25 protein-coding genes, 1 tRNA gene and 1 pseudogene are annotated in these 26,344 nt (G+C 70.2%); 10 read left to right on the top strand and 17 right to left on the bottom strand.

The genetic code is table 11. The features are described 5' to 3' along the window. Nucleotides 1-225: 225 nt before the first annotated feature. Complete coding sequence (locus GR130_RS01140) at nucleotides 226-522, bottom strand: hypothetical protein (protein ID WP_443043502.1); 297 nt, start codon at nucleotides 520-522, stop codon at nucleotides 226-228. A gap of 199 nt (nucleotides 523-721) precedes the next feature. Between GR130_RS01140 and GR130_RS01135 the strand changes: the two genes are divergently transcribed. Next, nucleotides 722-1,900 carry a pyridoxal phosphate-dependent aminotransferase gene (locus tag GR130_RS01135; protein ID WP_159502983.1) on the top strand — a complete coding sequence of 393 codons (1,179 nt, stop codon included), beginning with the start codon at nucleotides 722-724 and terminating at the stop codon, nucleotides 1,898-1,900. Between the two features lie 177 nt (nucleotides 1,901-2,077). Beyond that, entirely contained in the window at nucleotides 2,078-3,328 is a 1,251-nt protein-coding gene (locus GR130_RS01130) for a hypothetical protein (protein WP_236572660.1), read from the top strand. A gap of 126 nt (nucleotides 3,329-3,454) precedes the next feature. Here the strand turns inward: GR130_RS01130 and GR130_RS01125 are convergent, their stop codons facing one another. Together GR130_RS01125 and clpB are read right to left on the bottom strand one after the other, a co-directional pair. Next, nucleotides 3,455-3,985, bottom strand: coding sequence for a YbjN domain-containing protein (locus tag GR130_RS01125; protein ID WP_159502982.1), 531 nt, complete (start codon nucleotides 3,983-3,985; stop codon nucleotides 3,455-3,457). Nucleotides 3,986-4,106: 121 nt separating this feature from the next. Next, nucleotides 4,107-6,767 carry an ATP-dependent chaperone ClpB gene (gene clpB, locus GR130_RS01120; RefSeq protein WP_159502981.1) on the bottom strand — a complete coding sequence of 887 codons (2,661 nt, stop codon included), beginning with the start codon at nucleotides 6,765-6,767 and terminating at the stop codon, nucleotides 4,107-4,109. Nucleotides 6,768-6,959: 192 nt separating this feature from the next. Here clpB and GR130_RS01115 point away from each other — a divergent pair, with 192 nt between their 5' ends. From GR130_RS01115 to GR130_RS01105, 3 genes are all read left to right on the top strand, one after another. Next, nucleotides 6,960-7,544, top strand: a complete 585-nt coding sequence (locus GR130_RS01115; protein ID WP_159502980.1) for a Uma2 family endonuclease — start codon at nucleotides 6,960-6,962, stop codon at nucleotides 7,542-7,544. A 29-nt stretch (nucleotides 7,545-7,573) separates the two neighbouring features. Beyond that, entirely contained in the window at nucleotides 7,574-7,978 is a 405-nt protein-coding gene (locus GR130_RS01110; protein ID WP_159502979.1) for a pyridoxamine 5'-phosphate oxidase family protein, read from the top strand. Nucleotides 7,979-8,464: 486 nt separating this feature from the next. Beyond that, nucleotides 8,465-8,869, top strand: a complete 405-nt coding sequence (locus GR130_RS01105; RefSeq protein ID WP_159502978.1) for a hypothetical protein — start codon at nucleotides 8,465-8,467, stop codon at nucleotides 8,867-8,869. A 71-nt stretch (nucleotides 8,870-8,940) separates the two neighbouring features. Here GR130_RS01105 and GR130_RS01100 read toward each other — a convergent pair whose 3' ends face one another. From GR130_RS01100 to dnaK, 4 genes are read right to left on the bottom strand one after another with little or no spacing between them, the layout of a single operon-like run. Beyond that, nucleotides 8,941-9,396: a heat shock protein transcriptional repressor HspR gene (locus tag GR130_RS01100; RefSeq protein WP_043265068.1), complete on the bottom strand. Its 456-nt coding sequence runs from the start codon at nucleotides 9,394-9,396 to the stop codon at nucleotides 8,941-8,943. Between the two features lies 1 nt (nucleotide 9,397). Further along, entirely contained in the window at nucleotides 9,398-10,570 is a 1,173-nt protein-coding gene (dnaJ, locus tag GR130_RS01095) for a molecular chaperone DnaJ (protein WP_159502977.1), read from the bottom strand. Nucleotides 10,571-10,615: 45 nt separating this feature from the next. Then, nucleotides 10,616-11,302 (bottom strand): nucleotide exchange factor GrpE, encoded by a 687-nt coding sequence (gene grpE / locus GR130_RS01090; protein WP_159502976.1) that lies wholly within the window; start codon nucleotides 11,300-11,302, stop codon nucleotides 10,616-10,618. Next, nucleotides 11,299-13,158 (bottom strand): molecular chaperone DnaK, encoded by a 1,860-nt coding sequence (gene dnaK / locus GR130_RS01085; protein WP_159502975.1) that lies wholly within the window; start codon nucleotides 13,156-13,158, stop codon nucleotides 11,299-11,301. The genes grpE and dnaK overlap by 4 nt, the downstream gene beginning before the upstream one ends. Nucleotides 13,159-13,500: 342 nt before the next feature. Here dnaK and GR130_RS01080 point away from each other — a divergent pair, with 342 nt between their 5' ends. Beyond that, the gene (locus tag GR130_RS01080) at nucleotides 13,501-15,771 is read left to right on the top strand and encodes a (Fe-S)-binding protein (protein ID WP_159502974.1); all 2,271 of its coding nucleotides are present in this window, start codon (nucleotides 13,501-13,503) and stop codon (nucleotides 15,769-15,771) included. A gap of 161 nt (nucleotides 15,772-15,932) precedes the next feature. Next, nucleotides 15,933-16,451, top strand: a complete 519-nt coding sequence (locus GR130_RS01075) for a GNAT family N-acetyltransferase (RefSeq protein WP_159502973.1) — start codon at nucleotides 15,933-15,935, stop codon at nucleotides 16,449-16,451. Here GR130_RS01075 and GR130_RS01070 read toward each other — a convergent pair. Beyond that, nucleotides 16,448-17,401: an IS481 family transposase gene (locus tag GR130_RS01070; protein ID WP_159502972.1), complete on the bottom strand. Its 954-nt coding sequence runs from the start codon at nucleotides 17,399-17,401 to the stop codon at nucleotides 16,448-16,450. The two genes, GR130_RS01075 and GR130_RS01070, sit on opposite strands and share 4 nt — an antisense overlap. 246 nt (nucleotides 17,402-17,647) lie before the next feature. On the opposite strand from GR130_RS01070, the gene GR130_RS01065 reads away from it, so the two are divergent. Beyond that, the gene (locus tag GR130_RS01065; RefSeq protein ID WP_159509607.1) at nucleotides 17,648-18,583 is read left to right on the top strand and encodes a Yip1 family protein; all 936 of its coding nucleotides are present in this window, start codon (nucleotides 17,648-17,650) and stop codon (nucleotides 18,581-18,583) included. A 135-nt stretch (nucleotides 18,584-18,718) separates the two neighbouring features. Here GR130_RS01065 and GR130_RS01060 read toward each other — a convergent pair whose 3' ends face one another. From GR130_RS01060 to GR130_RS39620, 4 genes are all read right to left on the bottom strand, one after another. After that, nucleotides 18,719-20,287 carry a ricin-type beta-trefoil lectin domain protein gene (locus tag GR130_RS01060; RefSeq protein ID WP_159502971.1) on the bottom strand — a complete coding sequence of 523 codons (1,569 nt, stop codon included), beginning with the start codon at nucleotides 20,285-20,287 and terminating at the stop codon, nucleotides 18,719-18,721. A gap of 169 nt (nucleotides 20,288-20,456) precedes the next feature. Further along, nucleotides 20,457-20,954, bottom strand: a complete 498-nt coding sequence (locus tag GR130_RS01055; protein ID WP_159502970.1) for a phosphoribosyltransferase — start codon at nucleotides 20,952-20,954, stop codon at nucleotides 20,457-20,459. 71 nt (nucleotides 20,955-21,025) lie between these two features. Next, nucleotides 21,026-21,601, bottom strand: coding sequence for a dCTP deaminase (dcd, locus tag GR130_RS01050; RefSeq protein WP_159502969.1), 576 nt, complete (start codon nucleotides 21,599-21,601; stop codon nucleotides 21,026-21,028). Between the two features lie 136 nt (nucleotides 21,602-21,737). Beyond that, nucleotides 21,738-21,896, bottom strand: a complete 159-nt coding sequence (locus GR130_RS39620) for a hypothetical protein (RefSeq protein WP_016573140.1) — start codon at nucleotides 21,894-21,896, stop codon at nucleotides 21,738-21,740. 247 nt (nucleotides 21,897-22,143) lie between these two features. On the opposite strand from GR130_RS39620, the gene GR130_RS01045 reads away from it, so the two are divergent. Continuing rightward, nucleotides 22,144-22,217, top strand: a tRNA-Gly gene (locus tag GR130_RS01045). Between the two features lie 385 nt (nucleotides 22,218-22,602). Here GR130_RS01045 and GR130_RS01040 read toward each other — a convergent pair. The 3 genes and pseudogenes from GR130_RS01040 to GR130_RS01030 form a co-directional block, all read right to left on the bottom strand. Next, nucleotides 22,603-22,836, bottom strand: a complete 234-nt coding sequence (locus GR130_RS01040; RefSeq protein WP_159502968.1) for a hypothetical protein — start codon at nucleotides 22,834-22,836, stop codon at nucleotides 22,603-22,605. 121 nt (nucleotides 22,837-22,957) lie between these two features. After that, nucleotides 22,958-23,131, bottom strand: a pseudogene (locus GR130_RS40185) (NUDIX hydrolase); the annotation flags it as partial. Then, on the bottom strand, nucleotides 23,107-23,385 hold the full coding sequence (locus GR130_RS01030; protein WP_236572652.1) for a hypothetical protein: 279 nt from the start codon (nucleotides 23,383-23,385) through the stop codon (nucleotides 23,107-23,109). The gene GR130_RS01030 and the pseudogene GR130_RS40185, both read right to left, overlap by 25 nt. Nucleotides 23,386-23,506: 121 nt before the next feature. Between GR130_RS01030 and GR130_RS01025 the strand changes: the two genes are divergently transcribed. Further along, on the top strand, nucleotides 23,507-24,727 hold the full coding sequence (locus tag GR130_RS01025; protein ID WP_159502966.1) for a PP2C family protein-serine/threonine phosphatase: 1,221 nt from the start codon (nucleotides 23,507-23,509) through the stop codon (nucleotides 24,725-24,727). A gap of 155 nt (nucleotides 24,728-24,882) precedes the next feature. On the opposite strand, the gene GR130_RS01020 is transcribed toward GR130_RS01025, so the two are convergent. After that, the gene (locus tag GR130_RS01020) at nucleotides 24,883-26,049 is read right to left on the bottom strand and encodes a tyrosine-type recombinase/integrase (RefSeq protein WP_159509605.1); all 1,167 of its coding nucleotides are present in this window, start codon (nucleotides 26,047-26,049) and stop codon (nucleotides 24,883-24,885) included. Continuing rightward, complete coding sequence (locus tag GR130_RS01015; protein WP_159502965.1) at nucleotides 26,046-26,273, bottom strand: excisionase family DNA-binding protein; 228 nt, start codon at nucleotides 26,271-26,273, stop codon at nucleotides 26,046-26,048. The genes GR130_RS01020 and GR130_RS01015 overlap by 4 nt, the downstream gene beginning before the upstream one ends. Nucleotides 26,274-26,344: the final 71 nt, after the last annotated feature.

Genomic DNA, 26,344 nt, shown 5'->3' with positions numbered 1-26,344 from the left:
ACAAAGGGCGTTGAACGTTTCACGCCATGCGCTGGACGCATATGCAAGGCCGCATGGGCTGCCCGCATGTGTGCCACCGGAGACCGGGTACGAGCGCGACACAACGGCCGTTTCCGCCAGGAAAAGCGGAGTGCCCGCGACCGCGCGCGGAACCCGCGCCGCGACCGTGGGCACATTCGTGCGAGTTCCCCCAGGGGTCTGTCAGGGTCCCCTTAGAGCGGCCCCTCAGGAACTGCCGCAGCCGCCACCGCCGCAGGAGGAGTGCCCGCCGCAGGAATGGCCGCCGTGGTGGCCGCCGCCACCACCGCACGAGTGGTGATGGTGGTGCCCGCCGCTCGAACCGGAACCGACGTCGCCGGCCCCCGCCGCCCACCAACTGCCGCCCCCGTCGCCGCCCCTGCTCCGGGAGCCCTTGGACGCGCCGTACCCGCTCCGCTTCCGGCCGGAGCCGCCCCGCGAGGCCACCCCCACCAGCCCGAGCACCACCACGCAGATCACCGCGAAAAAGAACAGGCCCATCATTCCCGCCTCACACTCCTTCCGTTCCCCCGAAGCGAGGCATCGCTCCGTCCGGCGCCGGTGCGCCGCCGCGGCGCCGTCCCGCGCCGCCGGCCGCGCTCTCCAGCGGCCTCATGGTCTGTCGTGCAGGGGCTGATGCCCCGCCCAGGAGGGCTCAAAGCACAGTTGAGGAACTCCAGAGGTTCGGCGCAGGATGGCGCGCATGGACCGACCGCTGCTCAACCGCCGCCTCGCCGCCTTCGGCACCACGATCTTCGCCGAGATGTCGGCGCTCGCCCAACGCACCGGCTCCATCAACCTCGGCCAGGGCTTCCCGGACGCCGACGGCCCGGAGGAGGTCCGCGAAGCGGCGGTGCGCGCCCTGCGGGACGGCCGCGGCAACCAGTACCCCCCGGGCCCCGGAATCCCCGAGCTGCGCACCGCCGTCGCCGCCCACCAGCAGCGCTTCTACGGGCACCTGGGGCTGTCGTACGACCCCGACACCGAGGTCCTGGTCACCGCCGGCGCCACCGAGGCCATCGCCGCCTCGCTGCTCGCCCTCCTCGAACCGGGCGACGAGGTCGTCGCCCTGGAGCCGTACTACGACTCGTACGCCGCCTGCATCGCGATGGCGGGCGGCAGCCGCGTCCCGGTGACGCTGCGCCCGTCCCCCGAGACCGGCACGTACCACCTCGATCTCGACGAGCTGCGCGACGCGGTCACCGACCGCACCCGCCTCATCCTCCTCAACACCCCGCACAACCCCACCGGCACCGTCCTGACCCGCGACGAACTCGCCGCCGTCGCCGAACTGGCCGTGGAGCGCGACCTCCTGGTCGTCACGGACGAGGTCTACGAACACCTCGTCTTCGAGGGCGAGCACCTCCCCCTCGCCTCGTTCCCCGGCATGCGCGAGCGCACCGTCACCATCGGGTCGGCCGGCAAGACCTTCTCCTTCACCGGCTGGAAGGTCGGCTGGGTCACCGCGTCCCCCGAGCTGACCGCGGCCGTCCGCTCCGCCAAGCAGTTCCTCACCTACGTCTCGGCCGGCCCCTTCCAGTACGCCGTCGCCGAGGCCCTCGCCCTGCCCGACAGCTACTTCACCGCCCTGCGCGACGACCTCCGCGCCAAGCGCGACATCCTCGCCGGCGGCCTCGCCGACGCCGGCTTCCAGGTCTTCCGGCCGGCCGGCACGTACTTCATCACCACCGACATCCGCCCGCTGGGCGAGCAGGACGGCTTCGCCTTCTGCCGCACCCTGCCCGAACGCGCCGGCGTGGTCGCCATCCCGAACGCCGTCTTCTACGACCACCAGGACCAGGGCGCCCCGTTCGTGCGCTTCGCCTTCTGCAAGTGCACCGCGACCCTGGAGGAGGCGGCGGGGCGGCTGAAGCGGCTCTGAGACCGCGGTCCTCCGAGGAGGGGCCGCCACCCGTTCGGGCGGCTGCGGTCGCGGGCGGGGGCGGGGCGCGGGGAGTCTGGGTGCGGACCCGGCCCCGACCCGTCGGACAGGCCCTGGCGGTCCGGTGCCCTGACCTGCCTCCGGCGCGGAGGCGCGCCCCCGAACCGGAGGTGTTCCGTGTCCGCCGAGACCGCCGAAACACCGGAGACCGCCGAGCCGCCGGGGACGCCGCGGGCGGCGGACCCGGGCGGGCGTCCGGGGCCCCTACGGGAGCGGGTGCGGGCGGGGCTGCGGCGGGCGCGGACCGCGCTCGTCCTGTTCGCCGGGATCCGGGCCGCCGGGATGCTGTGCACCGCGGTGTGGGCCTGGCACACCGGGCGGCATCCGCGGACGCTGCTGGGCGCGTCCTGGGACTCCAGGTGGTATCTGAGCATCGCGCTGCACGGCTACGGGGCGCCGGCGCCGACCGGGATGTGGCCCGATCTGCCCGTCGCGGACCTGGCGTTCTTCCCGCTGTACCCGTGGCTGGTGCGGGCGGTGGGGACGGCGGCCGCCCCGGTCGGGGCGGTGAACGCCGCCCTGCTGGTCTCCTGGACGGCGGCCGGGGTGGCCGCCTGGGGGATCTACGCGGTCGGGGAGCGGCTCCACGGGCGACGTACCGGAACCCTGCTCGTCGTCCTGTGGGCGCTGCTGCCGCAGGCCGTCATCGAGTCGCTCGCGTACACCGAGTCGCTGCTGACCGCGCTGTCCGCCTGGTCGCTGTACGCGCTGCTCACCCGGCGCTTCCTGTGGGCCGGGGTGCTGGCGGCGACGGCGGGGCTGACCCGGCCCAGCGCGCTGGCCATCGTGGCGGCGGTGGGCGCGGGAGCGGCCGCGGAGGCGTGGCGGCGGGGAAGCGGCGGTGCCGGGGAGGGCGGCGGCCGGGGGCCGGGGCTGCGGCCGGTGGCGGCCGTGCTGGTCGCGCCGGCGGGCTGGCTGGGATACGTGCTGTGGGTCGGCGTGCGGACCGGCGGCGGGCCGCTCGGGTACTTCGACGTACAGGAGCTGTGGGGCTCCCGTTTCGACTTCGGGCGGGACACGCTGCGGGAGATCAGGCACCTGGTGCTCGCCGGCGCCCCGCCGGTGCACTTCATGGCGGTCGCGGTGATCGCCGCGGCGCTGCTGCTGTACGCGCTGCTGGTGCTGGACCGGCCGCCGGTCGCGCTGCTCGTCTACACCACGGTCCTGGTCGCGATCGCGCTCGGCGGCACCGGATACTTCCCGTCGAAGCCCCGCTTCCTGCTGCCGGCCTTTCCGCTGCTGCTGCCGGCGGCGCGGGCGCTGGCGCGGGCCCGGATCCGCACCGCCGTCCCGGTCGCCGGCGCGCTCGCCGCGCTCTCGCTCGGGTACGGGGTCTATCTGCTGGCGATCGCGTCGCTGCCGCCGTGACGTCGTTACCACGGCCCGCTCCCGGGACTCGCCGCTGTAACGGCGTCACAGACGGACGCGGGCCCCGGGAACCGACAACGGTCGGCTCCTGGGGCCCGCGCAGCCGGGGTGCGGGTCGGACGGGGCTCAGCCCTCGTCGTCCCCCGGCTTCTCATCGCCTTCGATCTCGGCCTCCAGACCGAGCTGCTCGACGAGCCACTTGTCGAATTCGATCGAGGCGCGGACCCAGCTGACCGTGCTCGACACGAAGTGTTCGAGCGAGACACCGGTGCCGACCAGCATCGATGCCTCACCGATCAGACGGACCGTGCCGTCGTCATGGGTGTGGGTGTACGCCTTGGGCCACAGCGTCCGGCGGTTCCAGTCGTCGATCGCTTCCAGCAGCTTCGACTTCTCGTCGATGCCGTGGGCACGGTCGTAGAACGTCCGGACGGAGAAGATCTGCTGCTCCTCCTCGCCCCGGAACATGAAGTACGTGCGGAACTGCTCCCACGGGGCGGCGAGGTCACCCTCCTCGTCGACTACGTACTTCAGCTCCATCTGGTCGAGGAGCTGCTTGACCAGGTCCTGGTCGGGCACGACGGGACCATCAGGCCCCGACGGCTGAGGTTCGGGCTGGCCCCCGAAATTCGGAATCGAGGACGGGTCGATGCTCACCGTGGAATTCCCTTCGTATGGTCTCTGCCATCCTCCCCCATATGCGCCCCGTCCTGGCAACCCCGGACCGGCAGACGCCGCGCATCCGGGGTGGCCGGAGGGCGCGGCCCGGCCGGGAAGGTCAGCCGGCCGGTCGGGCGGCCGCCACCGTCAGGCCCTCGCCGTCCCCGTCCACGTCCACGTCCACCCGGACGGTGTCCCCGTCGAGCACCTCGCCCGACAGGATGGCGCGCGCCAGCTGGTCGCCGATGGCCGTCTGGACCAGGCGGCGCAGCGGCCGGGCACCGTACGAGAGGTCCGGCGCCGGGGCGCCTGCGACCGGCTCCCGGCCGAGCCAGGCGAGCCAGGTCAGCGCCCGGTCGCTGACATCCAGGGTGAGGCGGCGGTCGCTCAGCCGGTGCTGGAGGTGGCTCAGCTGGAGCTGCGCGATCCGCTGGAGCTGGTCGGTGCCGAGGGGGTGGAAGACGACCAGGTCGTCGAGGCGGTTGAGGAACTCGGGGCGGAAGGAGGCGCGGACCGCCTCCAGCACCTTCTCCTTCTTCTGCTCCTCCTTCAGGAGCGGGTCCATCAGGAAGGCGGAGCCGAGGTTGGAGGTGAGGATGAGGATGGTGTTGCGGAAGTCGACGGTGCGGCCCTGGCCGTCCGTGAGGCGGCCGTCGTCGAGCACCTGGAGCAGGATGTCGAAGACCTCGTGGTGGGCCTTCTCGACCTCGTCGAGCAGCACCACGCTGTACGGGCGGCGGCGGACCGCCTCCGTCAGCTGGCCGCCCTCCTCGTAGCCGACATAGCCGGGCGGCGCGCCGACCAGCCGGGCCACGCTGTGCTTCTCGCCGTACTCCGACATGTCGATCCGGACCATCGCCCGCTCGTCGTCGAAGAGGAAGTCCGCCAGCGCCTTGGCCAGCTCGGTCTTGCCGACACCGGTCGGGCCGAGGAAGAGGAAGGAGCCGGTGGGCCGGTCCGGGTCGGCGATACCGGCGCGGGTGCGGCGCACCGCGTCGGAGACCGCGCGTACCGCCTCGCCCTGGCCGATCAGCCGCTTGCCCAGCTCCTCCTCCATCCGCAGCAGCTTGCGGGTCTCGCCCTCCAGGAGGCGCCCGGCCGGGATGCCGGTCCAGGAGCCGACCACGTCCGCGATGTCGTCCGGGCCGACCTCCTCCTTGACCATCGGCTCCCTGGTCCCAGCGCCCTTGGCGGCCTCCTGCTCGGCCTCCGCCCGCGCGGCCTCCTCCAACTCCCGCTCCAGGGACGGGATCTCCCCGTACAGCAGCTTGGAGGCGGTGTCGAAGTCGCCGTCGCGCTGGGCGCGTTCGGCCTGGCCGCGCAGTTCGTCGAGCCGCTCCTTCAGCTCGCCGACGCGGTTGAGGCTCTGCTTCTCCTTCTCCCAGCGGGCGGTCAGACCGCGCAGGTCCTCCTCCTTGTCGGCGAGGTCCTTGCGCAGCCGCTCCAGCCGCTGCACGGAGCCGGCGTCGGTCTCGTTGCGGAGCGCCAGCTCCTCCATCTTGAGGCGGTCGACGGCGCGCTGGAGCTCGTCGATCTCGACGGGGGACGAGTCGATCTCCATCCGCAGCCGGGAGGCGGCCTCGTCGACCAGGTCGATGGCCTTGTCGGGGAGGAACCGGGAGGTGATGTAGCGGTCCGAGAGGGTGGCCGCGGCGACCAGCGCCGAGTCCGCGATCTGCACCTTGTGGTGGGCCTCGTAGCGGCCCTTGAGCCCGCGCAGGATCGCCACCGTGTCCTCGACGGTCGGCTCGGCGACCAGCACCTGCTGGAAGCGCCGCTCCAGCGCCGGGTCCTTCTCGATGCGCTCGCGGTACTCGTCGAGGGTGGTGGCGCCGACCATCCGCAGCTCGCCGCGGGCCAGCATCGGCTTGAGCATGTTGCCCGCGTCCATGGACGAGTCGCCGCCGGCGCCCGCGCCCACGACCGTGTGCAGCTCGTCGATGAAGGTGATGACCTGGCCGTCGCTGTCCTTGATCTCGGCCAGGACGGTCTTGAGCCGCTCCTCGAACTCGCCGCGGTACTTCGCGCCGGCGACCATCGCGCCCAGGTCGAGCGCGACCAGCCGCTTGTCGCGCAGCGACTCGGGGACGTCGCCCTTGACGATGCGCTGGGCCAGCCCCTCGACGACGGCGGTCTTGCCGACGCCCGGCTCGCCGATGAGGACCGGGTTGTTCTTCGTACGGCGGGACAGCACCTGCACCACCCGCCGGATCTCGTGGTCCCGGCCGATGACCGGGTCGAGCTTGCCCTCGCGAGCCGCCGCGGTGAGGTCCGTGCCGAACTTCTCCAGCGCCTTGTACGTGCCCTCCGGGTCCGGGGTAGTCACCCGCCGGCCGCCGCGGCTCGCCTCGAAGGCGGCCAGCAGCTTCTTGGCCGTGGCGCCCTGCTGCTCCAGCAGCTCACCGGTGCGCCCGCCCTTGGCGGCGATGCCGATGAGGAGGTGCTCGGTGGAGATGTACGCGTCGCCCAGGTCCTTGGCCCGCTGGGCGGCGTCCGCGATGACGGCGAGCAGCTCGCGGTCCGGCTGCGGCGGGGCCACGGTCGAGCCCTGCACGCTGGGCAGCCCGGCGAGCTGGCGCTCGGCCCCGGAGCGCAGCGCGACGGCGTCCGCCTCGACGGCCGCCAGCAGGTCCATGATGTTGGCGTTGTCATCGGGCCGCCCCGCCAGCAGCGCGAGCAGCAGATGCGCGGACGTCATGTCCGCATGCCCGGCGGCGATCGCCCGCTCGTTGGCGGCGCTCAGCGCCTCCCGGCTCTTGTTGGTCAGCTCGGCGTCCACGTCCTCGTGATCCTCCTCGTGCCCTGTGCGCTGCGCGCGCCTCTGCGTACCGATCCTGCCGCGGGGGCTAGCCCTGCTTTGGCTAACGTGCGATAAGTTGAGTCTATTCCACTCAAGGTTCGTTTCCCACCCACGGGCGAACCGACCGGACACCGCCACCGGGGCGCGCAGTCGCCCGGCGGGCTGGGAGGCATGACCGCCGAGCCCACCCCCCGCGAGACCGACGCCCAGTCCGCGATCCTGCTGGAGATCTTCCACGAGCTGGACGCGGCAGCACCCGAGTGCGTACGGGCCCAGCTCATCGAGGGCGAGATGGTGGTGACGACGGCACCGGCCGGGAACCACGAACACTGCCTCAGCGGCTTCACGGAGCAGCTGCTGCGGAACCGCCCAGAATTCGACCTATCCGCGCACAAGGGGCTGATCCCGCCGTCGTCCGGCTCGCATCCCGACAACCACGTGATCCCCGACTTGACGATCGTCGGAACCCGGGAGTTCCGGGGCACCCCGCCATGGTGGAGACCCGGCACGGAGCTGAAGATGGTCATCGAGGTGACGGGCGACCGGCCGGAACTCGACCGAACCGCCAAGCGCCGCAGCTATGCCCTCGGAGGCACGCCTCTCTATCTGCTGATCGACCGCGGCCGGGCCACCACCACGCTCTTCCACGAGCCCTCCGACGGCGATTACGAATCGCGCGTCACTGCCCCCTTCGGCAAGCCCCTCTCCCTCCCCGCCCCCTTCTCCTTCGACCTGGAGACGGGCGACTTCCTCTGATTCCCGGGCCCCCAACTACCCTGGCCCCCATGGCCCACGACCTCTCCGCCCTCACCCCCGAGTACCTCGCCTTCTGGGGCGAGTACTTCATGCCCACGCTGACGACCCTGCGTACGGACGGCACACCGCATGTCGTGCCGGTCGGTGTCACCTACGACGCCGGGCAGCGGATCGCGCGGATCATCACCCGCAAGGACAGCACCAAGGTCAAGAACGTCCTGGCCGCCGGAGCGGGCGGGGCCACCGTGGCGGTGTGCCAGGTGGACCGCGGTCGCTGGGCGACGCTGGAGGGCACCGCCCGGGTGCGTACGGACGCCGAGTCGGTGGCCGACGCGGTGCGCCGGTACGCCGAGCGGTACGGCCGGACCCCGGAGCCCAACCCCGATCGCGTCGTGATCGAGATCTCGGTGACCAAGGCCCTCGGCCGGGCCTGAGAGCCCGCGGCCGAGTCCCTTTCACGAGCCTCTTCCACGAGTCCCGCGCGTTCCACGAGCCCCGTTCCGGACCCGTACGCGCGCCGGGCGGCGCCGCGTCCGCGCACTGGTCCGGACCTGGCCGAAACCGAACCCTCCGGATCCGCCATCGGGCGCCTTCCTGGTACTCAGGAACGGCAGGAACGAACACCTCCGCACAACGGCGAGCGGCATCGGACCTGTCCCGGGCACAAAGACGGCAGCTGGAGGCCGCATGGCGTCGGCATCACGTATCGCGACGACCGTTCCACGCCGTCCGCGCCCCGCCCCTCCCCGCCCGTACGCCGAGAACTGCCCCCGGTGCGGCGGTCAGCTCGCCGTGAACCAGGACGGCTGGAAGATCTGCCATGCCTGCGGATACGCCTCGCCACCCGGTGCAGCCCCTCCACCGCGGGCCGTCGGCGGGGGTATCGTCGCCCCCACAGTCGCCACGCCCCGGAGGGCACGATGAACTCGGTCCGAGTGACGGCGATCGCCTGCCTGATGCCGCTGTCCGAGCTGGACGAGGATCCGTTCCTGGTCGATGACCGCAGCCAGCACGACATGTGCAAACAGTGGGCGGCAGCCCGTGATTACCACCTGACCTGCCAGCTCAGCCTGCACCAGCTGCGCGCCGACCACAGCGCACTGTGGAGCGACGTCGAAGACGGCCGGGTCGATGTGTTCGTGACGCCCAACCGCCGGGCGCTGGAGTACGCCATCGACGGGGCCGACGAGTTCGGCCGGCGGTGCGCGGCGGCGGGCGTCCGCCTGGAGACCGCCGATCTGGACGAGCCGGTCTACACGCTCGCGATGAAGTCCCATGTGCACCGGCGGCTTTCGATGCCGACCGCGGGATACAACGGCTGCTGACGACACGCGAAGGGCCGGGGTGGTCTCCCCGGCCCTTGCCGCACGGACGAGCGGCGGTGGCGCTCCGCGCGCTACTCCGACGACCGCTTGGGCCGCCACACCACCAGCGCACTGGTCTGCTGGACGTCCTGATACGGCACCAGATCGCGGCGGTACGAGGCGTGCACCGCCGCCTCCCGCTGCCGCATCGCGCTGGCCGCGCCCTCCAGGGCGCCCTGGAGCTCGGCGACCCGCTGCTGGAGGGCCGCGACCTGGTTCTCCAGCTCGATGATGCGCTTGATGCCGGCGAGGTTGATGCCCTCCTCCTGCGACAACTGCTGGACGGTGCGCAGCAGTTCGATGTCGCGGGCGGAGTACCGGCGGCCCCGGCCGGCGGTGCGGTCGGGGGAGACCAGGCCCAGGCGGTCGTACTGCCGCAGGGTCTGCGGATGCAGGCCAGAGAGCTGAGCCGCGACGGAGATGACGTACACCGGCGATTCATCGGTCAGTTCATACGGGTTACGACGCTGCCCGCCCCGGCTGTCCATCTCAAGCTCCCTTCGCGGCCTTGAACAGCTCCGCCCGCGGGTCCGGGCCCGCGGTCGCCTCGCGATAGGTCTCCAGCGACTCCCTTGCCTTGTCGCTGAGATCCTTGGGAACGATCACCTCTATGGTGACCAGCAGATCACCGCGGGTGCCGTCCTTACGGGCCGCGCCCTTGCCGCGGGCCCGCATCGTGCGTCCGTTGGGAGTGCCGGCCGGCAGCTTGAGCTTCACCGGCGGTCCGCCCAGCGTCGGCACCTTGATCTCGCCACCGAGCGCGGCCTCCGGGAAGGTGACCGGCACCGTGACGGTGAGGTTGTCGCCGTTGCGGCCGAAGACCGGGTGGGCGTCGACATGGACGACCACGTACAGATCGCCGGCCGGGCCGCCCTGTTCACCGGGAGCGCCCTTGCCGCGCAGCCGGATGCGCTGCCCGTCCGAGACGCCCGCGGGGATGCGGACCTGCATCGTGCGGGCACTGGTCGCCCGCCCGCTGCCCTTGCAGACGTCGCAGGGGTCCTGGGCGATCAGGCCGCGGCCCTTGCAGTCGGCGCACGGGTCGGTGAGCGAGAAGCCGCCGCCCGCGCCCCGGCTGACCTGGCCGGTGCCGACACAGGTCGGGCAGACCCGAGGCGTACCGTTTTTGTCGCCGGTGCCCGAACACGCCTTGCAGGGAGCCTGGCTGGACATCCGCAGCGGGACCGTGGCCCCGTCGACCGCCTCGGTGAAGCTGAGCGTCACCTCGGACTCGATGTCCTGGCCGCGGCGCGGCTGGGTGCGCGTACCGGTGCCGCCGCGGTTGAACAGGCCGCCGAAGACGTCGCCGAGCCCGCCGCCGAAGCCGCCGGCGCCGCCGCCCTGACCGTGCGAGCCCCCGAAGAGGTCGCCCAGGTCGAAGTTGAAGCTGCCGCCGCCTCCGGGGCCGGGCCGGAAGCCGCCGTTGCCGAACAGCGCGCGGGCCTCGTCGTACTCCTTGCGGCGCTTGGCGTCGCCCAGGATGTCGTTGGCCTCGGAGATCTCCTTGAAGCGCTCCTCGGCCTTGGCGTCGCCCTTGTTGGCGTCCGGGTGGAACTCGCGGGCCAGCTTGCGGTACGCCTTCTTGATCTCCGCTTCGGTGGCGTCCTTCGGGACGCCGAGGACCTTGTAGTAGTCCTTCTCGACGAAGTCCTTGGTGCTCATCCCCGACGTCCCTCCTTCCGCGCGGATCTCTCTGCCGCCCTTACGTCAGCCCTCGTCCGGGCCACCGCTCTCCTCGTCCGAAGCCTTGGCCCCCTTGGCGCCCTTGGCACCCTTGGGGCCCTTGGCGTCCTCGTCGGAGGCCGACTTGGCGCTCTGCGCACCCGGCTGCGGTTCGGCGACGGCGACCCGCGCGGGGCGGATCGTCCGCTCACCGATGCGATACCCGGGCTGCAGGATGGCGACGCATGTCGTCTCCGTCACGTCCGGCGCATACGAATGCATCAGCGCTTCGTGGATCGTCGGGTCGAAGGGCTCGCCCTCCTTGCCGAACTGCTGCAGACCGAGCTTGGCGACCACGGTCTCCAGCGATTCGGCGACCGACTTGAAGCCGCCGACCAGTTCGCCGTGCTCACGGGCCCGGCCGACGTCGTCGAGCACCGGAAGGAGCTCGGACAGCAGATTCGCCGCGGCGATCTCCTTGACCGTGACCCGGTCCCGCTCCACCCGGCGGCGGTAGTTCTGGTACTCCGCCTGGAGCCGCTGGAGGTCCGCCGTGCGCTCGCTGAGCGCCGAACGCACCTGGTCCAGCTGCGCCTGGAGCGCCACGTCCTGTACGTCCCCGGCCGGGGCCGAGCCCGCCTTGTCGGCGGACTCGGCCTGCGCCGCGTCTTCGGGGGCGGCGTCGGAGGGGACGTCGGGCTTCTCGTCGAAGCCCGGGGTCTCCTCCGTCACGCCGCACCGTCCTTCTTGGGCTTCTCCTCGTCGACGATCTCGGCGTCCACGATGTGGTCCTCGGCCTTGGCCTGCTGGCCGGCCTGGGCGCCCTCGGCACCGCCGGCGGCGGCCTGCGCGGCCTGGGCGTCGGCGTACATGGCCTGGCCCAGCTTCTGCGAGACGGCCGCGACCTTCTCGGTGGCGGTGCGGATCTCGGCCGTGTCCTCGCCCTTGAGCTTCTCCTTCAGCTCACCGACGGCGGTCTCGACCTCGGTCTTCACCTCAGCGGGGACCTTGTCCTCGTTGTCCTTGAGGAACTTCTCGGTCTGGTAGACCAGCTGCTCGCCCTGGTTGCGGGTCTCGGCGGCCTCGCGGCGCTTGTGGTCCTCGTCCGCGTAGCGCTCGGCCTCCTCGCGCATCCGGTCGACCTCGTCCTTCGGCAGCGAGGAGCCGCCGGTGACGGTCATCTTCTGCTCCTTGCCGGTGCCGAGGTCCTTGGCCGTGACGTGCATGATGCCGTTGGCGTCGATGTCGAAGGAGACCTCGATCTGCGGGACACCGCGCGGGGCCGGCGGCAGACCGGTCAGCTCGAACATCCCGAGCTTCTTGTTGTACGCCGCGATCTCGCGTTCGCCCTGGTAGACCTGGATCTGCACGGACGGCTGGTTGTCCTCGGCCGTGGTGAAGATCTCGGAGCGCTTGGTCGGGATGGTCGTGTTGCGCTCGATGAGCTTGGTCATGATGCCGCCCTTGGTCTCGATGCCGAGGGACAGCGGGGTGACGTCCAGCAGGAGGACGTCCTTGACCTCGCCCTTGAGGACACCGGCCTGGAGCGTGGCGCCGATGGCGACGACCTCGTCCGGGTTGACGCCCTTGTTGGCGTCCTTGCCGCCGGTCAGCTCCTTGACCAGCTCGGCGACGGCCGGCATACGGGTCGAGCCGCCGACCAGGACCACGTGGTCGATCTCGGCCAGCGCGATACCGGCGTCCTTGATGACGTTGTGGAACGGGGTCTTGCAGCGGTCGAGCAGGTCCGCGGTCAGCTGCTGGAACTGGGAGCGGGTGAGCTTCTCGTCCAGGTGGAGCGGGCCCTCGGCGGAGGCGGTGATGTAGGGCAGGTTGATCGTCGTCTCGGTGGACGACGACAGCTCGATCTTCGCCTTCTCCGCGGCCTCGCGCAGGCGCTGGAGCGCCATCTTGTCCTTGGAGAGGTCGACGCCGTGGCCGTTGGCGAACTGCTTGACCAGGTAGTCGACGACGCGCTGGTCCCAGTCGTCACCACCGAGGTGGTTGTCACCGTTGGTGGCCTTCACCTCGACGACGCCGTCGCCGATCTCCAGCAGCGAGACGTCGAAGGTGCCGCCACCGAGGTCGAAGACCAGAATGGTCTGGTCATCCTTCTCCAGGCCGTAGGCCAGGGCGGCGGCGGTCGGCTCGTTGACGATCCGCAGGACGTTGAGACCCGCGATCTCGCCGGCCTCCTTGGTGGCCTGGCGCTCGGAGTCGTTGAAGTAGGCGGGGACGGTGATGACCGCGTCCACAACCTTCTCGCCCAGGTACGCCTCGGCATCCCGCTTGAGCTTCTGCAGGATGAAGGCGCTCATCTGCTGCGGGTTGAAGTCCTTGCCGTCGATGTTGATCTTCCAGTCGGTGCCCATGTGGCGCTTGACCGACCGGATGGTCCTGTCGACGTTGGTGACCGCCTGGCGCTTCGCGACCTCGCCGACCAGCACCTCGCCGTTCTTGGCGAAGGCGACGACGGACGGCGTGGTCCTGGCGCCCTCGGCGTTGGTGATGACGGTGGGCTCACCGCCTTCGAGAACACTGACGACGGAGTTCGTCGTGCCCAGGTCGATGCCGACCGCACGTGCCATTTCGATTCCTCCAGCTGACTTGAGTGGAACAGGCTCAAGAGTGCAACACAGGTGCAAACCTGTCAACAGACCTGAGTCCGACCCACTCAACTTTTATGTGGCCCTTATCCTCACCAGGCCGCCACTCAAGACGCGGACCCCCGGCGGAGGGTTGCCCGCGCGACACAGATCACCGGCCGCGCGGCTTCATGAGGCCCGGAATACTGGGTAACCTCAGCCGCAGACCCAAAAAGTTACTGCTTAGTAGTTCCGCTCGGATCCGGCTGATCTGGTCGCGCAGATCCCTCAGATCCCGCAGATCCTTCTGATTTCGCCCGCTCTCGCAGGTTCGAGGAGCCCCCAATGCAACTCGCCGCGATCATCGTGTCGCTGGTCCTAATCGCGGTCGGCGTAGCGCTGTTCGGCCGTGCCATCCTGCAGATCTACCGCCAGCTGCGGCTCGGCCAGTCCGTCCCCGCCGGTACCCGCACCGACGAGCCCGTGCAGCGCACGGTCACGGTCGCCAAGGAGTTCGTCGGCCACACCCGGATGAACCGCTGGGGCGTCGTCGGTGTGGCGCACTGGTTCGTGGCGGTCGGCTTCCTCACCCTGCTGCTGACGATCGTCAACGCCATCGGCCAGCTCTTCAAGGCCGACTGGCTGCTGCCGTTCCTCGGCAACTGGCTGCCCTGGGAGCTGTGGGTCGAGGGCATGGGCACGCTGACGACCGTGGGCATCATCGTCCTGATCGTCATCCGGCAGCTGAGCAGGCCGGGCGGGGCGGGCCGCAAGTCCCGCTTCGCGGGCTCCAACACCGGCCAGGCGTACTTCGTCGAGGGCGTCATCCTCATCGTCGGCGTCTGCATCGTGATGCTGCACGCCCTGGAGGGCGCCCAGCACGGCGTCGACCACTACGAGGCGGCGTACTTCGTCACGTACCCGGTGGTCGCGGCGCTGAAGGGGCTGAGCGTCGGCACGCTGCAGAACCTGACGTACCTCTTCGCCGGCATCAAGATCGCGACGTCCTTCATCTGGATGATCACGGTCGCCCTCAAGACCGACATGGGCGTGGCCTGGCACCGCTTCCTGGCCTTCCCCAACATCTGGTTCAAGCGCGAGGCGGACGGCGGGACGGCGCTCGGCGCGCTCCAGCCGATGACGTCGGGCGGCAAGCCGATCGACTTCGAGGACCCGGGCGAGGACGACCAGTTCGGCGTCTCCCAGATCGAGCACTTCTCCTGGAAGGGCCTGCTGGACTTCGCCACCTGCACCGAGTGCGGCCGGTGCCAGTCGCAGTGCCCCGCCTGGAACACCGGCAAGCCGCTCTCCCCGAAGCTGCTGATCATGTCGCTGCGCGACCACGCGCACGCCAAGGCGCCGTACCTGCTCGCCGGCGGCGGCAAGGACGCCGAGGGCAACGAGAAGGGGACCGAGGAGCAGCTCAAGGACGTGCCGGCCGCCGCCCTCGCGGAGGCCGAGCGCCCGCTGATCGGCACCCTCGCCGAGAACGGCGTCATCGACCCCGACGTGCTGTGGTCCTGCACCACCTGCGGCGCCTGCGTCGAGCAGTGCCCGGTCGACATCGAGCACGTCGACCACATCGTCGACATGCGCCGCTACCAGGTCATGATCGAGTCCTCGTTCCCGTCCGAGGCGGGCACGATGCTCAAGAACCTGGAGAAGAAGGGCAACCCCTGGGGCCTGGCCAAGAAGCAGCGCCTCGCGTGGACCAAGGAGGTCGACTTCGAGGTCCCGGTCGTCGGCAAGGACGTCGAGGACCTCACCGAGGTCGACTACCTCTACTGGGTCGGCTGCGCCGGCGCCCTGGAGGACCGCGCCAAGAAGACCACCAAGGCGTTCGCCGAGCTGCTGCACATCGCGGGCGTGAAGTTCGCGATCATGGGCGGCGACGAGGCGTGCACCGGTGACTCCGCCCGCCGCCTGGGCAACGAGTTCCTCTTCCAGCAGCTGGGCCAGCAGAACGTCGAGGCGCTGAACATGGCCTTCGGCGAGGACAGCGAGGACGAGTCGACGAAGAAGCCCAAGGCGTCGAAGAAGATCGTGGCGACCTGCCCGCACTGCTTCAACACCATCGCCAACGAATACCCGCAGCTGGGCGGCGAGTTCGAGGTCATCCACCACACCCAGCTGCTCCAGCACCTGATCGACGAGGGCAAGCTGATCCCCGTCACGCCGGTCGAGGGCCTGATCACGTACCACGACCCGTGCTACCTGGGCCGTCACAACAAGGTCTACACGCCGCCGCGCGAGATCATCGCCAAGGTGCCGGGCCTGCGCAACGAGGAGATGCACCGCCACAAGGAGCGCGGCTTCTGCTGCGGCGCCGGCGGCGCCCGGATGTGGATGGAGGAGCGGATCGGCAAGCGCATCAACAACGAGCGCGTCGACGAGGCCCTCTCCCTCAACCCCGACATCGTCTCCACCGCCTGCCCGTTCTGCCTGGTCATGCTGACCGACTCGGTCAACGGCAAGAAGAACGACGGGAAGGCGAAGGAGTCCATCCAGGTCGTCGACGTGGCCCAGCTGCTGCTGGACTCCGTCAGGACCCCGATCGACCCGCCGTCGGACGACGCCGAGTCGGCGGACGCGCCGGAGCCCGAGCCGGTGAAGTAGCACCTCGGACGCAGCGCACGGTGGCCGGCCCCGCACCCCGCGGGACCGGCCACCGGCGTTCGGGGCCCGGTGCGCCCGGCCGGTGTCCCGTCACCGGTGTCCGATGTCCGGCGTCCGGTAATCGGTTGCCCGCTCCCCCCGCCGCCGCCGACGATGGCCGCATGGCACAGGAGACCCGCGGCACCGCGCCCGCCCCGTCACCCGTCGAGATCCGCGCCGCCGAGCCCGCCGACGCCGCCGGCATCGCCGCCGTCCACCGGGAATCGCGGCGCGTCGCCATGCCGTACCTGCCGCCCCAGCGGCGCAGCCACGGCGAGGTCACCCACTGGATCCGGGAGAGCGTGCTGCCCCGCTGCCACACCGTGGTCGCGGCCCGCGGCCCGGAGATCCTCGGCTACGCCGCCGTCGACGGCGACCTCCTCGACCAGCTCTACCTCCGCCCGGACGTCCGCCACGCCGGCATCGGCAGCCGGCTGCTCGCCGAGGCGCGGCGGCACAGCCCCGGCGGCTTGTCGCTGCACGTCTTCCAGCAGAACACCGGCGCCCGGGCGTTCTACGCCCACCACGGCTTCACCGTCGTGGCCACCGGCGACGGCAGCGGCAACATGGAGAACCTCCCGGAGCTGACCCTGCGCTGGACCCCGGCACCTTCCGGCCCCGACCCGGCGGACAGGCCCTAGGTGTATTGCCCTGTGAGGTTGGGGACGCGGCTGGCGGGTGGTTTGCCCTTGAGCGCGGTGTGTCCGCGGTGGTGATTGTAGGTGTGGAGCCATTGGGGGAACGCTTCGCGGCGTTCGGTCTCTGAGCGGTAGGGCTTCGCGTAGGCCCATTCGTCAAGCAGGGTGCGGTTGAAGCGTTCGACTTTGCCGTTGGTCTGTGGTCGGTAGGGCCGGGTTCGCTTGTGGGTGATCCCGGCTGCTGCGAGGGCATCGCGCCAGGTGTGGGACTTGTAGCAGGCGCCGTTGTCGGTCAGGACGCGTTCGACGGTGATGCCGCAGGTGGTGAAGAACGTTTGGGCCCGGGTCCAGAAGGCGGTGGCGGTCTCCTTTTTCTCGTCGGTGTGGATCTCGCTGTAGGCCAGGCGGGAGTGGTCGTCGACGGCGGTGTGGATGTAGCTGTAGCCGACTCCCGAGCGGGTCTTGCGGCCTGCTTGCCGGCCGAGTGTCCTGTGGCCGCCGCCGTCGGGGATGTTGCCGAGCTTCTTGATGTCCACGTGGACCAACTCGCCGGGGCGGTCGCGTTCGTAGCGGCGTATCGGCCGGCCTGTGGCCCGGTCCAGGTGGGTCAGGCGGGCCAGGCCGAACCGGGTCAGCACGCGGTGCACGGTCGAGGGGACCAGTCGCAGCAGGTGGGCGATGCGGGCCGGGCCCCACCGGCGCAGGAGGCGGACCTTGATGATGCGCCGTTCCGTGCGTGTCGGGGTGCGGCGCGGGCTGTGGTGTGGGCGGCTTGAACGGTCTGCCATCCCCGCCTCACCCAGCAGCCGGTAGCGGTCGGCCCAGCGTTGGGCGGTGGTGGGCGAGACCTGGAAGCGTTCGGCGGCCCGCCGCAGGGTCCAGCCCTCGTCGACGACGCAGCGGGCCAGACGCAGCCGTCCAGTCTCGGTCAGGGGTGCATTACGGTGGGGCACGAGGGCCTTTCGGTCGGTGTAGACGTCGCAATCCACACCGAACCCGGAAGGCCCTCACCTGTTCAAGATCCCTCAGCCGAGACCTGCCTCACCGTCCACAACCTCCCCGGACAGAACACCTAGGGATCCCCCCGGGACGTCCCCTAGGGGATGTCACAGGTCGGCAGCAAACCCCGGGCGGGTCTCCCGGTCCGGCCTCCGAGCCCGCGCGGACCAGGTACTTTCGAAGGCGTGGCTGGATTCAGGATGGGTCGCGGACGGGATGCCCGCCCCGCGCAGAACGGACAGCAGCAGGGGCACCAGGGGCCGCACGCACCGTACGGGCAGCAAGGGCCGTACGGGCAGCAGCCCCCGCCTCCGCACGGCCAGTGGGTGCCCCCGCAGGCGCCGCCGCGGCCGTACGGCGCTCCCCCGGGCGGCCCGCGCCCGCAGGGGCAGCCCGAGTACCTCGACAACGGCGGCTATCAGGACGCGGGCCCGTCCTACGCGCCGTACTCCGACGACAACTCCCCGAGCCGCACCCGGGAGTTCAGAGTGGGCGAGGCCCCCGACGCGTACGGGGACGGGTACGGCCCCGCCGACGGCGAGTACGCGGCCGGCGGCACCTACCGCGCCGGCCAGACGACGGCGCCGCCGGCCGGCCCCCGGCTGCACTGGAAGCAGCTGCTGTCCGGTGTGGTGCTGCGCCCCACCCCGACGTTCTGGCAGATGCGGGACCACACGCTCTGGGGCCCGGCGCTGATCGTCAGCTTCGTCTACGGCCTGCTGGCGGTCTTCGGCTTCGAGAAGGCGCGCGCGGATGTGCTGAACGCCACGCTCGGCAACAGCGTCCCCTGGGTGCTGATCACCGCCGTGATGTTCGTCATCGGCGGTCTGATCCTGGGCGCGGTCACCCACACCATGGCCCGCCAGCTGGGCGGCGACGGCGCCTGGCAGCCCACCGTCGGCCTGTCCATGCTGGTCATGACGATCCCGGACGCGCCCCGGCTGCTGTTCGCGATGTTCCTGGGCGGCGACAGCCCGCTGGTGCAGGTCCTGGGCTGGGCCACCTGGCTCGCCACCGGCTATCTGCTGGCCTCCATGGTCGGCAAGTCGCACGACCTGCCGTGGCCCAAGGCCCTGGGCGCGTCCGCGATCCAGCTGGTCGCCCTGCTGGCCCTGGTGAAGCTCGGCACGCTGTAGCCGGCCGGCGCCCCGCTCCGGCCGACGGAAAAGGGGGCCCGCCCCGGGAGATTGTTTCCCAGGGCGGGCCCCTTCCGCTGTGCGGGACGGGCCGCCGGCCACGTCACGGTCACGCGCACCGCTGACCCGCCGACGTCACGCGAACCGCTGACCCGCCGTCCCGTCGCACCGCTGCAGCCGGAGCGGGTCCTTCGCGGCGCCCAGCGTCAGGCACAGCGACGGCGCGGCGGCCGGCCGGAGGGTCCCGCCGTCCCGGACGAACTGCTGGTTTCCCACCCCCGAGCAGTTCCAGAGCACCAGCGCGGCGCCCACCTCGTAGCGCCCGCCCGGCACGTCCAGGCACCGGGCGTGGGTCAGCTCCACATGGACCGACTTCTGCTCCGGGTCGTACCACCAGCCCTGATTGCGCTGCCCGTTGCAGTCCCAGCCGCCGACCGCGGTCCCGTTGCGGCTGGCGCCGCCGTCGGCGTCCAGGCAGCTGCCTGTCCCGGCGTTCTTCAGCGGCCGGAAGGCGTCGTCCCAGGCGCCCGGGTAGAGCTTCGGCTGCCCGGTGTTCGCCGGGTCCGCGCAGGCCGCCTCGCGCAGCTGCGGCGCCGCGTACAGCTGCGTCAGGCAGGACGCGAAGGCGCCGTGCCCGCGCACGTTCGGGTGGAACGACTGGCGGACCGAATTCGCGTCCGGCGGGAAGGGGTTGGTGATGTTCACGTACAGCCCGCGGGCCCACGTATCGGCCATGCACACCTCGTGGCCGTGGAACAACCGCGAGGCGTCGAGATAGCTGGCCCCCGTGTCCTGCGCGATCTTCCGCATCCCGCGCTCGAACGCCGGCACCGCGGCGTTCCGCCCCCACGCCGCGTCCGACGTGTATCCGGTGCACCCGCCCGGCAGCTTGCCCGGGTAATTCGGGTTGTCCTCCACATCCGGCCCGATCGGGCTCGGATACGACATCACCACGAGCCGGTAGTCGCCGTCGGCGTACCCCGCGCCCCGCATCACGGTCCGCAGGTCCCGCACCGTCGCCTCGATTTTGGGCACCAGCCCGTCGACCCGCGCCTGCCAGCCCGGCTGGTACTTCGGCTCACAGGTGCCCTGGAGCAGGAACCAGTGCTCGACGCAGTCCGTCATCACCGGCCCGAACTGGAGATCGTCATTGGCCCCGGCCACCAGCAGCACCATCTTCAGCCGCGTGTTGCGGGCCGCGATCGCCAGGCTGTCGCTCTGCACCAGCTCATCCGGATACTGCTTGCTGCCGCCGATCCGGATATTGCCGCTGTACGCGCCGGAGCAGGCGACGTTGTAGGTCACGTCGGCCGCGATCCCGGTCCGGTGGATCGCCGAATCCGGCGACCGGTGGCACCAGTTGGTGGGCCCGTCGGTGCCCGGCTCGTACGTCCCGACGCCCTCCCCGGAAATCTCGCTGTCCCCCAGCGAGATCAGCGAGGTCTTCCGCTCCGCGACCGGCCGCACGGCGGAGTCGCCGTACAGTTCCGCCGCCTGCCGCGCCCGGATCCTCTCCAGTTCCGGCGAGAGCGGCCGCACGGACAACGGCCGCGCGGAGCGCGCCCCGGCGGAGGGCACCTGCGCGGCGCTCGCACCGCCCGCCGTCACCGTGAACGCGGCGGTCAGCGCCACCGCCGAGGCCGCCACGGCGGCACGTAATCGCCGCCCGCTCCGCCACCTGTGTCCGCGTCTGCCGTGCACCATCGGGCCTCCCCTCCGGTCTGCTGTTACCGCCGGTTTCTACGCGGCGGCGGCAACCGTTGGAACACCCGGAACAGAACTGGCCGAAACGCGCTCCACCCCACGCACCACGGGAACACCACGGGTACGGGAGCCCTACGGGCATGAGAGCACTACGGGGTGGCCGGCCCCGTCACGCGTCGAGGATCTGCCCGTCCCGCCGGACCACGGGAGCTTCGACGCTCCACGGGAAGTTGATCCAGTCATCCGTGCGCTTCCACACGTACTCGCACTTCACCAGCGACTGCGACTTCTCGTAGATCACCGCGCTGCGCACCTCCGCCACGGTCCCCTGGCAGAAGTCGTGCACCAGCTTCAGCGTCTTGCCGGTGTCGGCGACGTCATCCGCGATCAGCACCTTCTTCTCCGAGAAGTCGATCGCGTTGGGCACCGGCGCCAGCATGACCGGCATCTCCAGGGTGGTCCCGACGCCGGTGTAGAACTCCACGTTCACCAGGTGGATGTTCTTGCAGTCCAGCGCGTACGCCAGCCCGCCGGCCACGAACACCCCGCCGCGGGCGATCGACAGCACGATGTCGGGCTCGTACCCGTCATCCGCGATCGTCTGCGCCAGCTCACGGATCGCCCCGCCGAACCGCTCGTACGTCAGGTTCTCCCGCACGTCACCCACGAAATCTCTCAGACCTTCTCTTCGTCCCCGAAGCTCGTCTCCGAAGCGCACGCCCGGCGCGGCGCCCCGCCTCACACCTGCGTACGGTGGAAGTTCTTGAACGACCGGGACGGCGTCGGACCGCGCTGCCCCTGATACCGCGAGCCGTAGCGCTCGCTGCCGTAGGAGTGCTCCGCCGGCGACGTCAGCCGGAACATGCACAGCTGCCCGATCTTCATTCCCGGCCACAGCTTGATCGGCAGCGTCGCGACATTGCTCAGCTCCAGCGTCACGTGCCCGCTGAACCCCGGGTCGATGAACCCGGCGGTGGAATGCGTCAGCAGCCCCAGGCGCCCCAGGCTGGACTTCCCCTCCAGCCGCGACGCGAGATCGTCGGGCAGCGAGATGACCTCGTACGTCGAGGCCAGCACGAACTCGCCGGGGTGCAGGATGAACGCCTCGTCCCCCTCCGGAATGACCTCGCGGGTCAGATCGGGCTGCTCGACGGCCGGGTCGATGTGCGGGTAGCGGTGGTTCTCGAACACCCGGAAATAGCGATCGAGCCGCACGTCGATGCTGGACGGCTGCACCATCGACTCGTCATAGGGGTCGATGCGCACCCGACCCGCGTCGATCTCGGCCCGGATGTCCTTGTCTGAGAGAAGCACGCAGACGAGGATACGCGCCCGCACACCCCGCACCGCACGACGAGGGCCCGGCCCCACCAGGGGACCGGGCCACGACTACCTCACCTCGACATCCTCAGCGAACATCACGAACGGCCGGCCGGAGCCGCGCGCCGCCTTACCGCTTGGCATGCTCCACGGGCACCGAGTGCCGCAGCCGAGCACAGCGCGGGCAGCGCAGCAGCCGTCCCGGACCGAGCCGGTCGGTGGTCTGCATCGGGAACGAAGCGGTGCTGAAGACATGCCCCTCGGCACAACGTACGACGGTGCGCTCCATCAAGTCCCTCTCCCAACTGCGTGGACAACAAAAGCCACATTAGGGGATGAACTGGGCGCAGCCGCAGGCGGCACTCCGATGCCCCACCGTACGCCCCAACTCCCGTCGCCCGCACCCGCATCCCACCCCGCGGGGACCACCCGGCCCGCCCGCCGCACCGCACTCCGAACACGCCAAAAGCACCGCGGGGCGGCGATGGGGTAGAGTGTGCGACGACGCTCCGCCTCCAGATCCGAGGCAGGGTTACGCGGGTGTAGTTTAATGGTAGAACATGAGCTTCCCAAGCTCAGAGCGCGGGTTCGATTCCCGTCACCCGCTCCATAGTTGAGGCCCAGGTCAGCGACCTGGGCCTTGTTTGTTGTCTAGACCATTCTCGGGCCACCCAGCCCTCCGCCAGCCCCATCTGCCGGCCGAGGCGTAAGTTTCACGCACACCCACACCGAGCCAGGCACCTTGGGAGTCGGCCTTCTCAAATAGCGAGACGCATTTTCTGTGACTTGGGTCACCGACACCTGAGGTGTCGTGAGATTACGGATGCAAAATGGGCCCTTGGCAAGGGAGTTCGTCTGACCCCCTGCCCTCGCGCTCCGGACGCCGAACGCACTCCGCCGAAGACACAGCGCATCGTTGGCCAGGTAATCGACGCGCTCCCCCGGACGTTCGTCTGCAGGACCTGCGCTCGCCGACCATCTGCGAGGGGCCTACGTCACCCCTTGTCTTTCTTCACTTTGTACAGTTCGAGATCTCTGTTCACGAACAGGTGCACATAGCCGCAGTTCCAGCAAATCAGCCCGGTCGCCGACTCGTTCGCCCAGCCGAAGTTCATGAACTCCATGCCGGAGCTGTTGAGTTTCACCTCACGGTCCCGAAACAGATCGCCCTGACAGAAACTGCACTTGACCCACACATTCCCGACAGCCGCACGTACAGGCTTGGCCACACCCTCACCTCTCCCAAGAACAACCGGAGTGGCGCAACCGTCTCGCACACACCGCGCGGCGGTCAGCATAGTCAGGGCATCGCACCGGACCCTGAGCTGGAGGGGCCGCGGACCGCCCCTGTCCGGTCTCCTCCTTGGTCTCCCGCACAGCGACGTTCTCGCGGGATTCGCCGGGCTCGACTTCGCCAGCCGGGAACTGCCAGGAGAGCTTCCCCTCGCCGATCCGGCGCCGCACCGCCAGAACACGTCCGCGAGGCGTTGCCGGCCCTGTCAACGGAGGCCGGACGCGTCGCACAACTCATCGTCGCCACAGAACTGGTGCGGTCTGCGTCGTGCCCAGTCCGCGTCGGCTAGGAGGTGTTCACCCTCGCAGTCCGGCGCCACCGGCAGGCTGGACGTCGATCCGCTCGGGCGGACCGACAGCAGCGGCATCGCCTGCCCGATCAGTTCCTTCACCCCGGCAACGGACAGCGAGCCCTCATGGTCAGCCGCACTGCGCCAGATCTCCGTGACCCACACCACGTCGTCCTCGCTGGAGGCGGTGTTCACGACCTACAACTCGCAGCCCGGAGCGTCAGCCATGAGGTCCGCTGCCGCCAGTAGAACCTTCACGAGGGCGTCACGCTGTCCCGACTGCGTACGGTTTCAGTTGGCGGGGGATGCCGTCTTGATGTCCGGGCTCGCGGCCATCCCCGAGGGGGTGCAGGGTGGAGACGTGGCAGCCCAGCAGCGCCTTGCCGGTCTGCGGCAGTCATGGCAGTCCAGCCATGCGCTGCTGGCGATCCCTGTTGCGCTCATCCTGGTGATCACTGTGGCGGACATCAACTCTCCCGCGGACGTCCACCTGGGACCGGCGCTGGTCATCGCACCCGCGATCACCGCTTCGTTCGCCGGTCCCCGGCTGACCGGGGTGATCGGCGTTCTGGCCGTGGCGGCCCAGGTGATCATTGGCGTGTCTCACGGCGGGCTGACCACAACGAACCACGTGGTGCAGATCGCCACCCTCACGGTGCTCTCGGTTTTGATCGTGTTCTTCTGCGCGGTGCGCGAGCGGCGCAGTCGGCAATTGGCCCAGGTGCGGTCGGTGGCCGAGGCCGCGCAGCACGTCCTGCTGTGGCCGCTGCCGGACCGGATCGGGCCGCTGCAGGTCGCCTGCCTGTATCTGGCGGCTGAGGACGAGGCTCAGATCGGCGGCGATCTGTACGCGGCCACCCGCACCGAGCACGGGGCCCGCTTGATGATCGGTGACGTGCGGGGCAAGGGCCTGCCCGCCATCGGCGAGGCCGCCCTGCTGCTCGGCGCCTTCCGCGAGGCCGCCCACCAGCACACCACACTGCCGGCGCTGGCCGCTGGGCTGGAACAGAGCGTCGCCCGCTACCTGGCCGACTTCGAACCAGAGGAGGAGGCCGGGGAACGCTTCGCCACCACCTTGCTGCTGGAGATCCCCGACGAGGACCCCATCACCCGACTGACCAGCTGCGGCCACCCTCCGCCACTGCTGCTACGGCCGGGTGAAGCGGTCACCGTTCTCGTGCACCCCGCACCCCCGCTGGGGGTGGGCCACACGGGACCGCAGGACTACACCCTCGATGTGTTCTCCTTCGAGCCCGGAGACACCCTCCTGCTCTATACCGACGGCGTCATCGAAGCCCGCGACCCTGCCGGCGAGTTCTACCCGTTCACGGAACGGGCAGCCCAGTGGACCGACGCCAGCCCCGAGACGCTTTTGCATCACATCCGGCGCGATCTTCTCGCCCACGCCGGCGGACGCCTCGACGACGACGCCGCCCTGATCGCGATCCGCCGCACGACCACTCCGCACCCGAGGCGCCGCCACGGGAGACTCATCCATGGCGGCGGATTCCGCCACGGCTCCACAACAAGCCAATGAGCAGGCGCGCCAACTGAAATGCTTCAGCCTCGCCAACTCAAGCGACCGCCAGGTGAAGCGCTTAAAACACAGCGCAGCGTAGGCAGGACCGTTCAGTTACTGAACGGTCCTGCCTACGCTGCGCATTGCCCTCTGGATTGGGGAAAGCCGACGCCTCAGCCGGAGTGCTTCCGCTCCTCCGCCTGAAGTTGCTCGGCTGCCTCCCGACGCTGCTGACGCACCTCGGCGTCGATGCTCTTCGCGAGCTTGCGCTGGTGCTTCTTCTTGGAGTGCTGGTAGATCAGCTGAGCCTTGGGGCTGGACTGGCCCGCGCGGACCATGAGGTCCTTGAGCTTCGCACCGGAGTCGGCCGCCAGGGTGTTACCGGTATGGCGCAGATCGTAGAAGCGGAAGTTGTCCGGCAGTCCCGCGGCGATGCGTGCCTTGCGCCACTTGCGCCCGAAGGAGGACCGTCGCAGAGCGGCCCCGCGCTCGCCCACGATGAGGAGTCCGTCCGGTTCCTTCTCGGCGAACCACTGAAGGTGGCGACGCAGCTCGGGCACCAGGAAATCAGGCAGGTACACGGCACGCTTGCCCGCTCGCGACTTCGGATCGCCGATCACCTTCTTGCCGTTGGTCAGCTCCGGCGCGGCGCGCCTGATCCACACCACGCCCTCGTCGACGTCGATGTCGCTGCGACGCAGCTCGGCGAGTTCTTCGGGACGCAGGGACGCGAAGGCCCCGAGGAAGATCATGATGCGCCAGCGTGGTCCGATGGCTTCGGCCAGGGCATAGACCTGTTCGACCTCGGCGACGTCGCGTTCGTCGGCCTCCTCCTTGCCGGCGCCCTTGATACGGCACGGGTTGCTCTTGAGGAGATCGTCGTCGACCGCGGTCTGAAGGATGGCCTTCAGCAGGCGGTAGGACTTGGCCACTGTCGTCTTCGCACCGTTGGTCGCCTTCAGCCGCTCGGCTCGCCAGACGCGCACATCCGCCGGTTGGATCTCGTCCAGGTCCCATGTGCCGAACGTGGGCGCGATGTGCCTGGTGAGCAAGCGTGTGTACAGGTCCTCGGTGGTCGCTGCGAGGCCGCGCTCGTTGACCCACTTCCTCGCGAAGTCCTCGAAGTTGACGGCGCCGGCGTCGGGGTCGGCCCAGTGCTTGCGCTCGATATCGGCCTGGGTCAGTGCGAGCCAGGTCGTTGCCTCCGTCTTGGTCTCGAACGTCTTCGGCGCATAGCGCCGCTTGCCGTCCGGAGCCCAGTAACGGGCCTGGAAGCGCCCCGACTCGGTCTGGCGCACACTGCCGAATTCACGCCGCCGCTGCGGCTTGCGCGCCATCAGGCAGCCTGACCGTAGCCGGAGCGGAACCGTCGTGCCGGCTGAACGGTGCGGGCCGCTATATAGGCGGCGAGCACGCTCTCGGCGATACGGACGTGCCGCCCGACCTTGACGAAGGCGATCCGGCGCTCAGCGACGAGGCGGCGGGGGAAACGCTCCGTGGTGCCGAGGCGCTCGGCGACCTCGGGGATGGTCAGATAGCGCTCGGACGCGCTGGAAGAAGGCATGGAAGTCCTCCTCGCCGACCTGGGGCTGGCACCCCTGCGGCGTGATCGTTGATGGGTGGTCATTTGAAAGA

It is taken from the genome of Streptomyces sp. GS7 (assembly GCF_009834125.1).
Taxonomy (GTDB): Bacteria; Actinomycetota; Actinomycetes; order Streptomycetales; family Streptomycetaceae; genus Streptomyces.
This window is presented reverse-complemented; position numbering and strand designations above follow the sequence as displayed.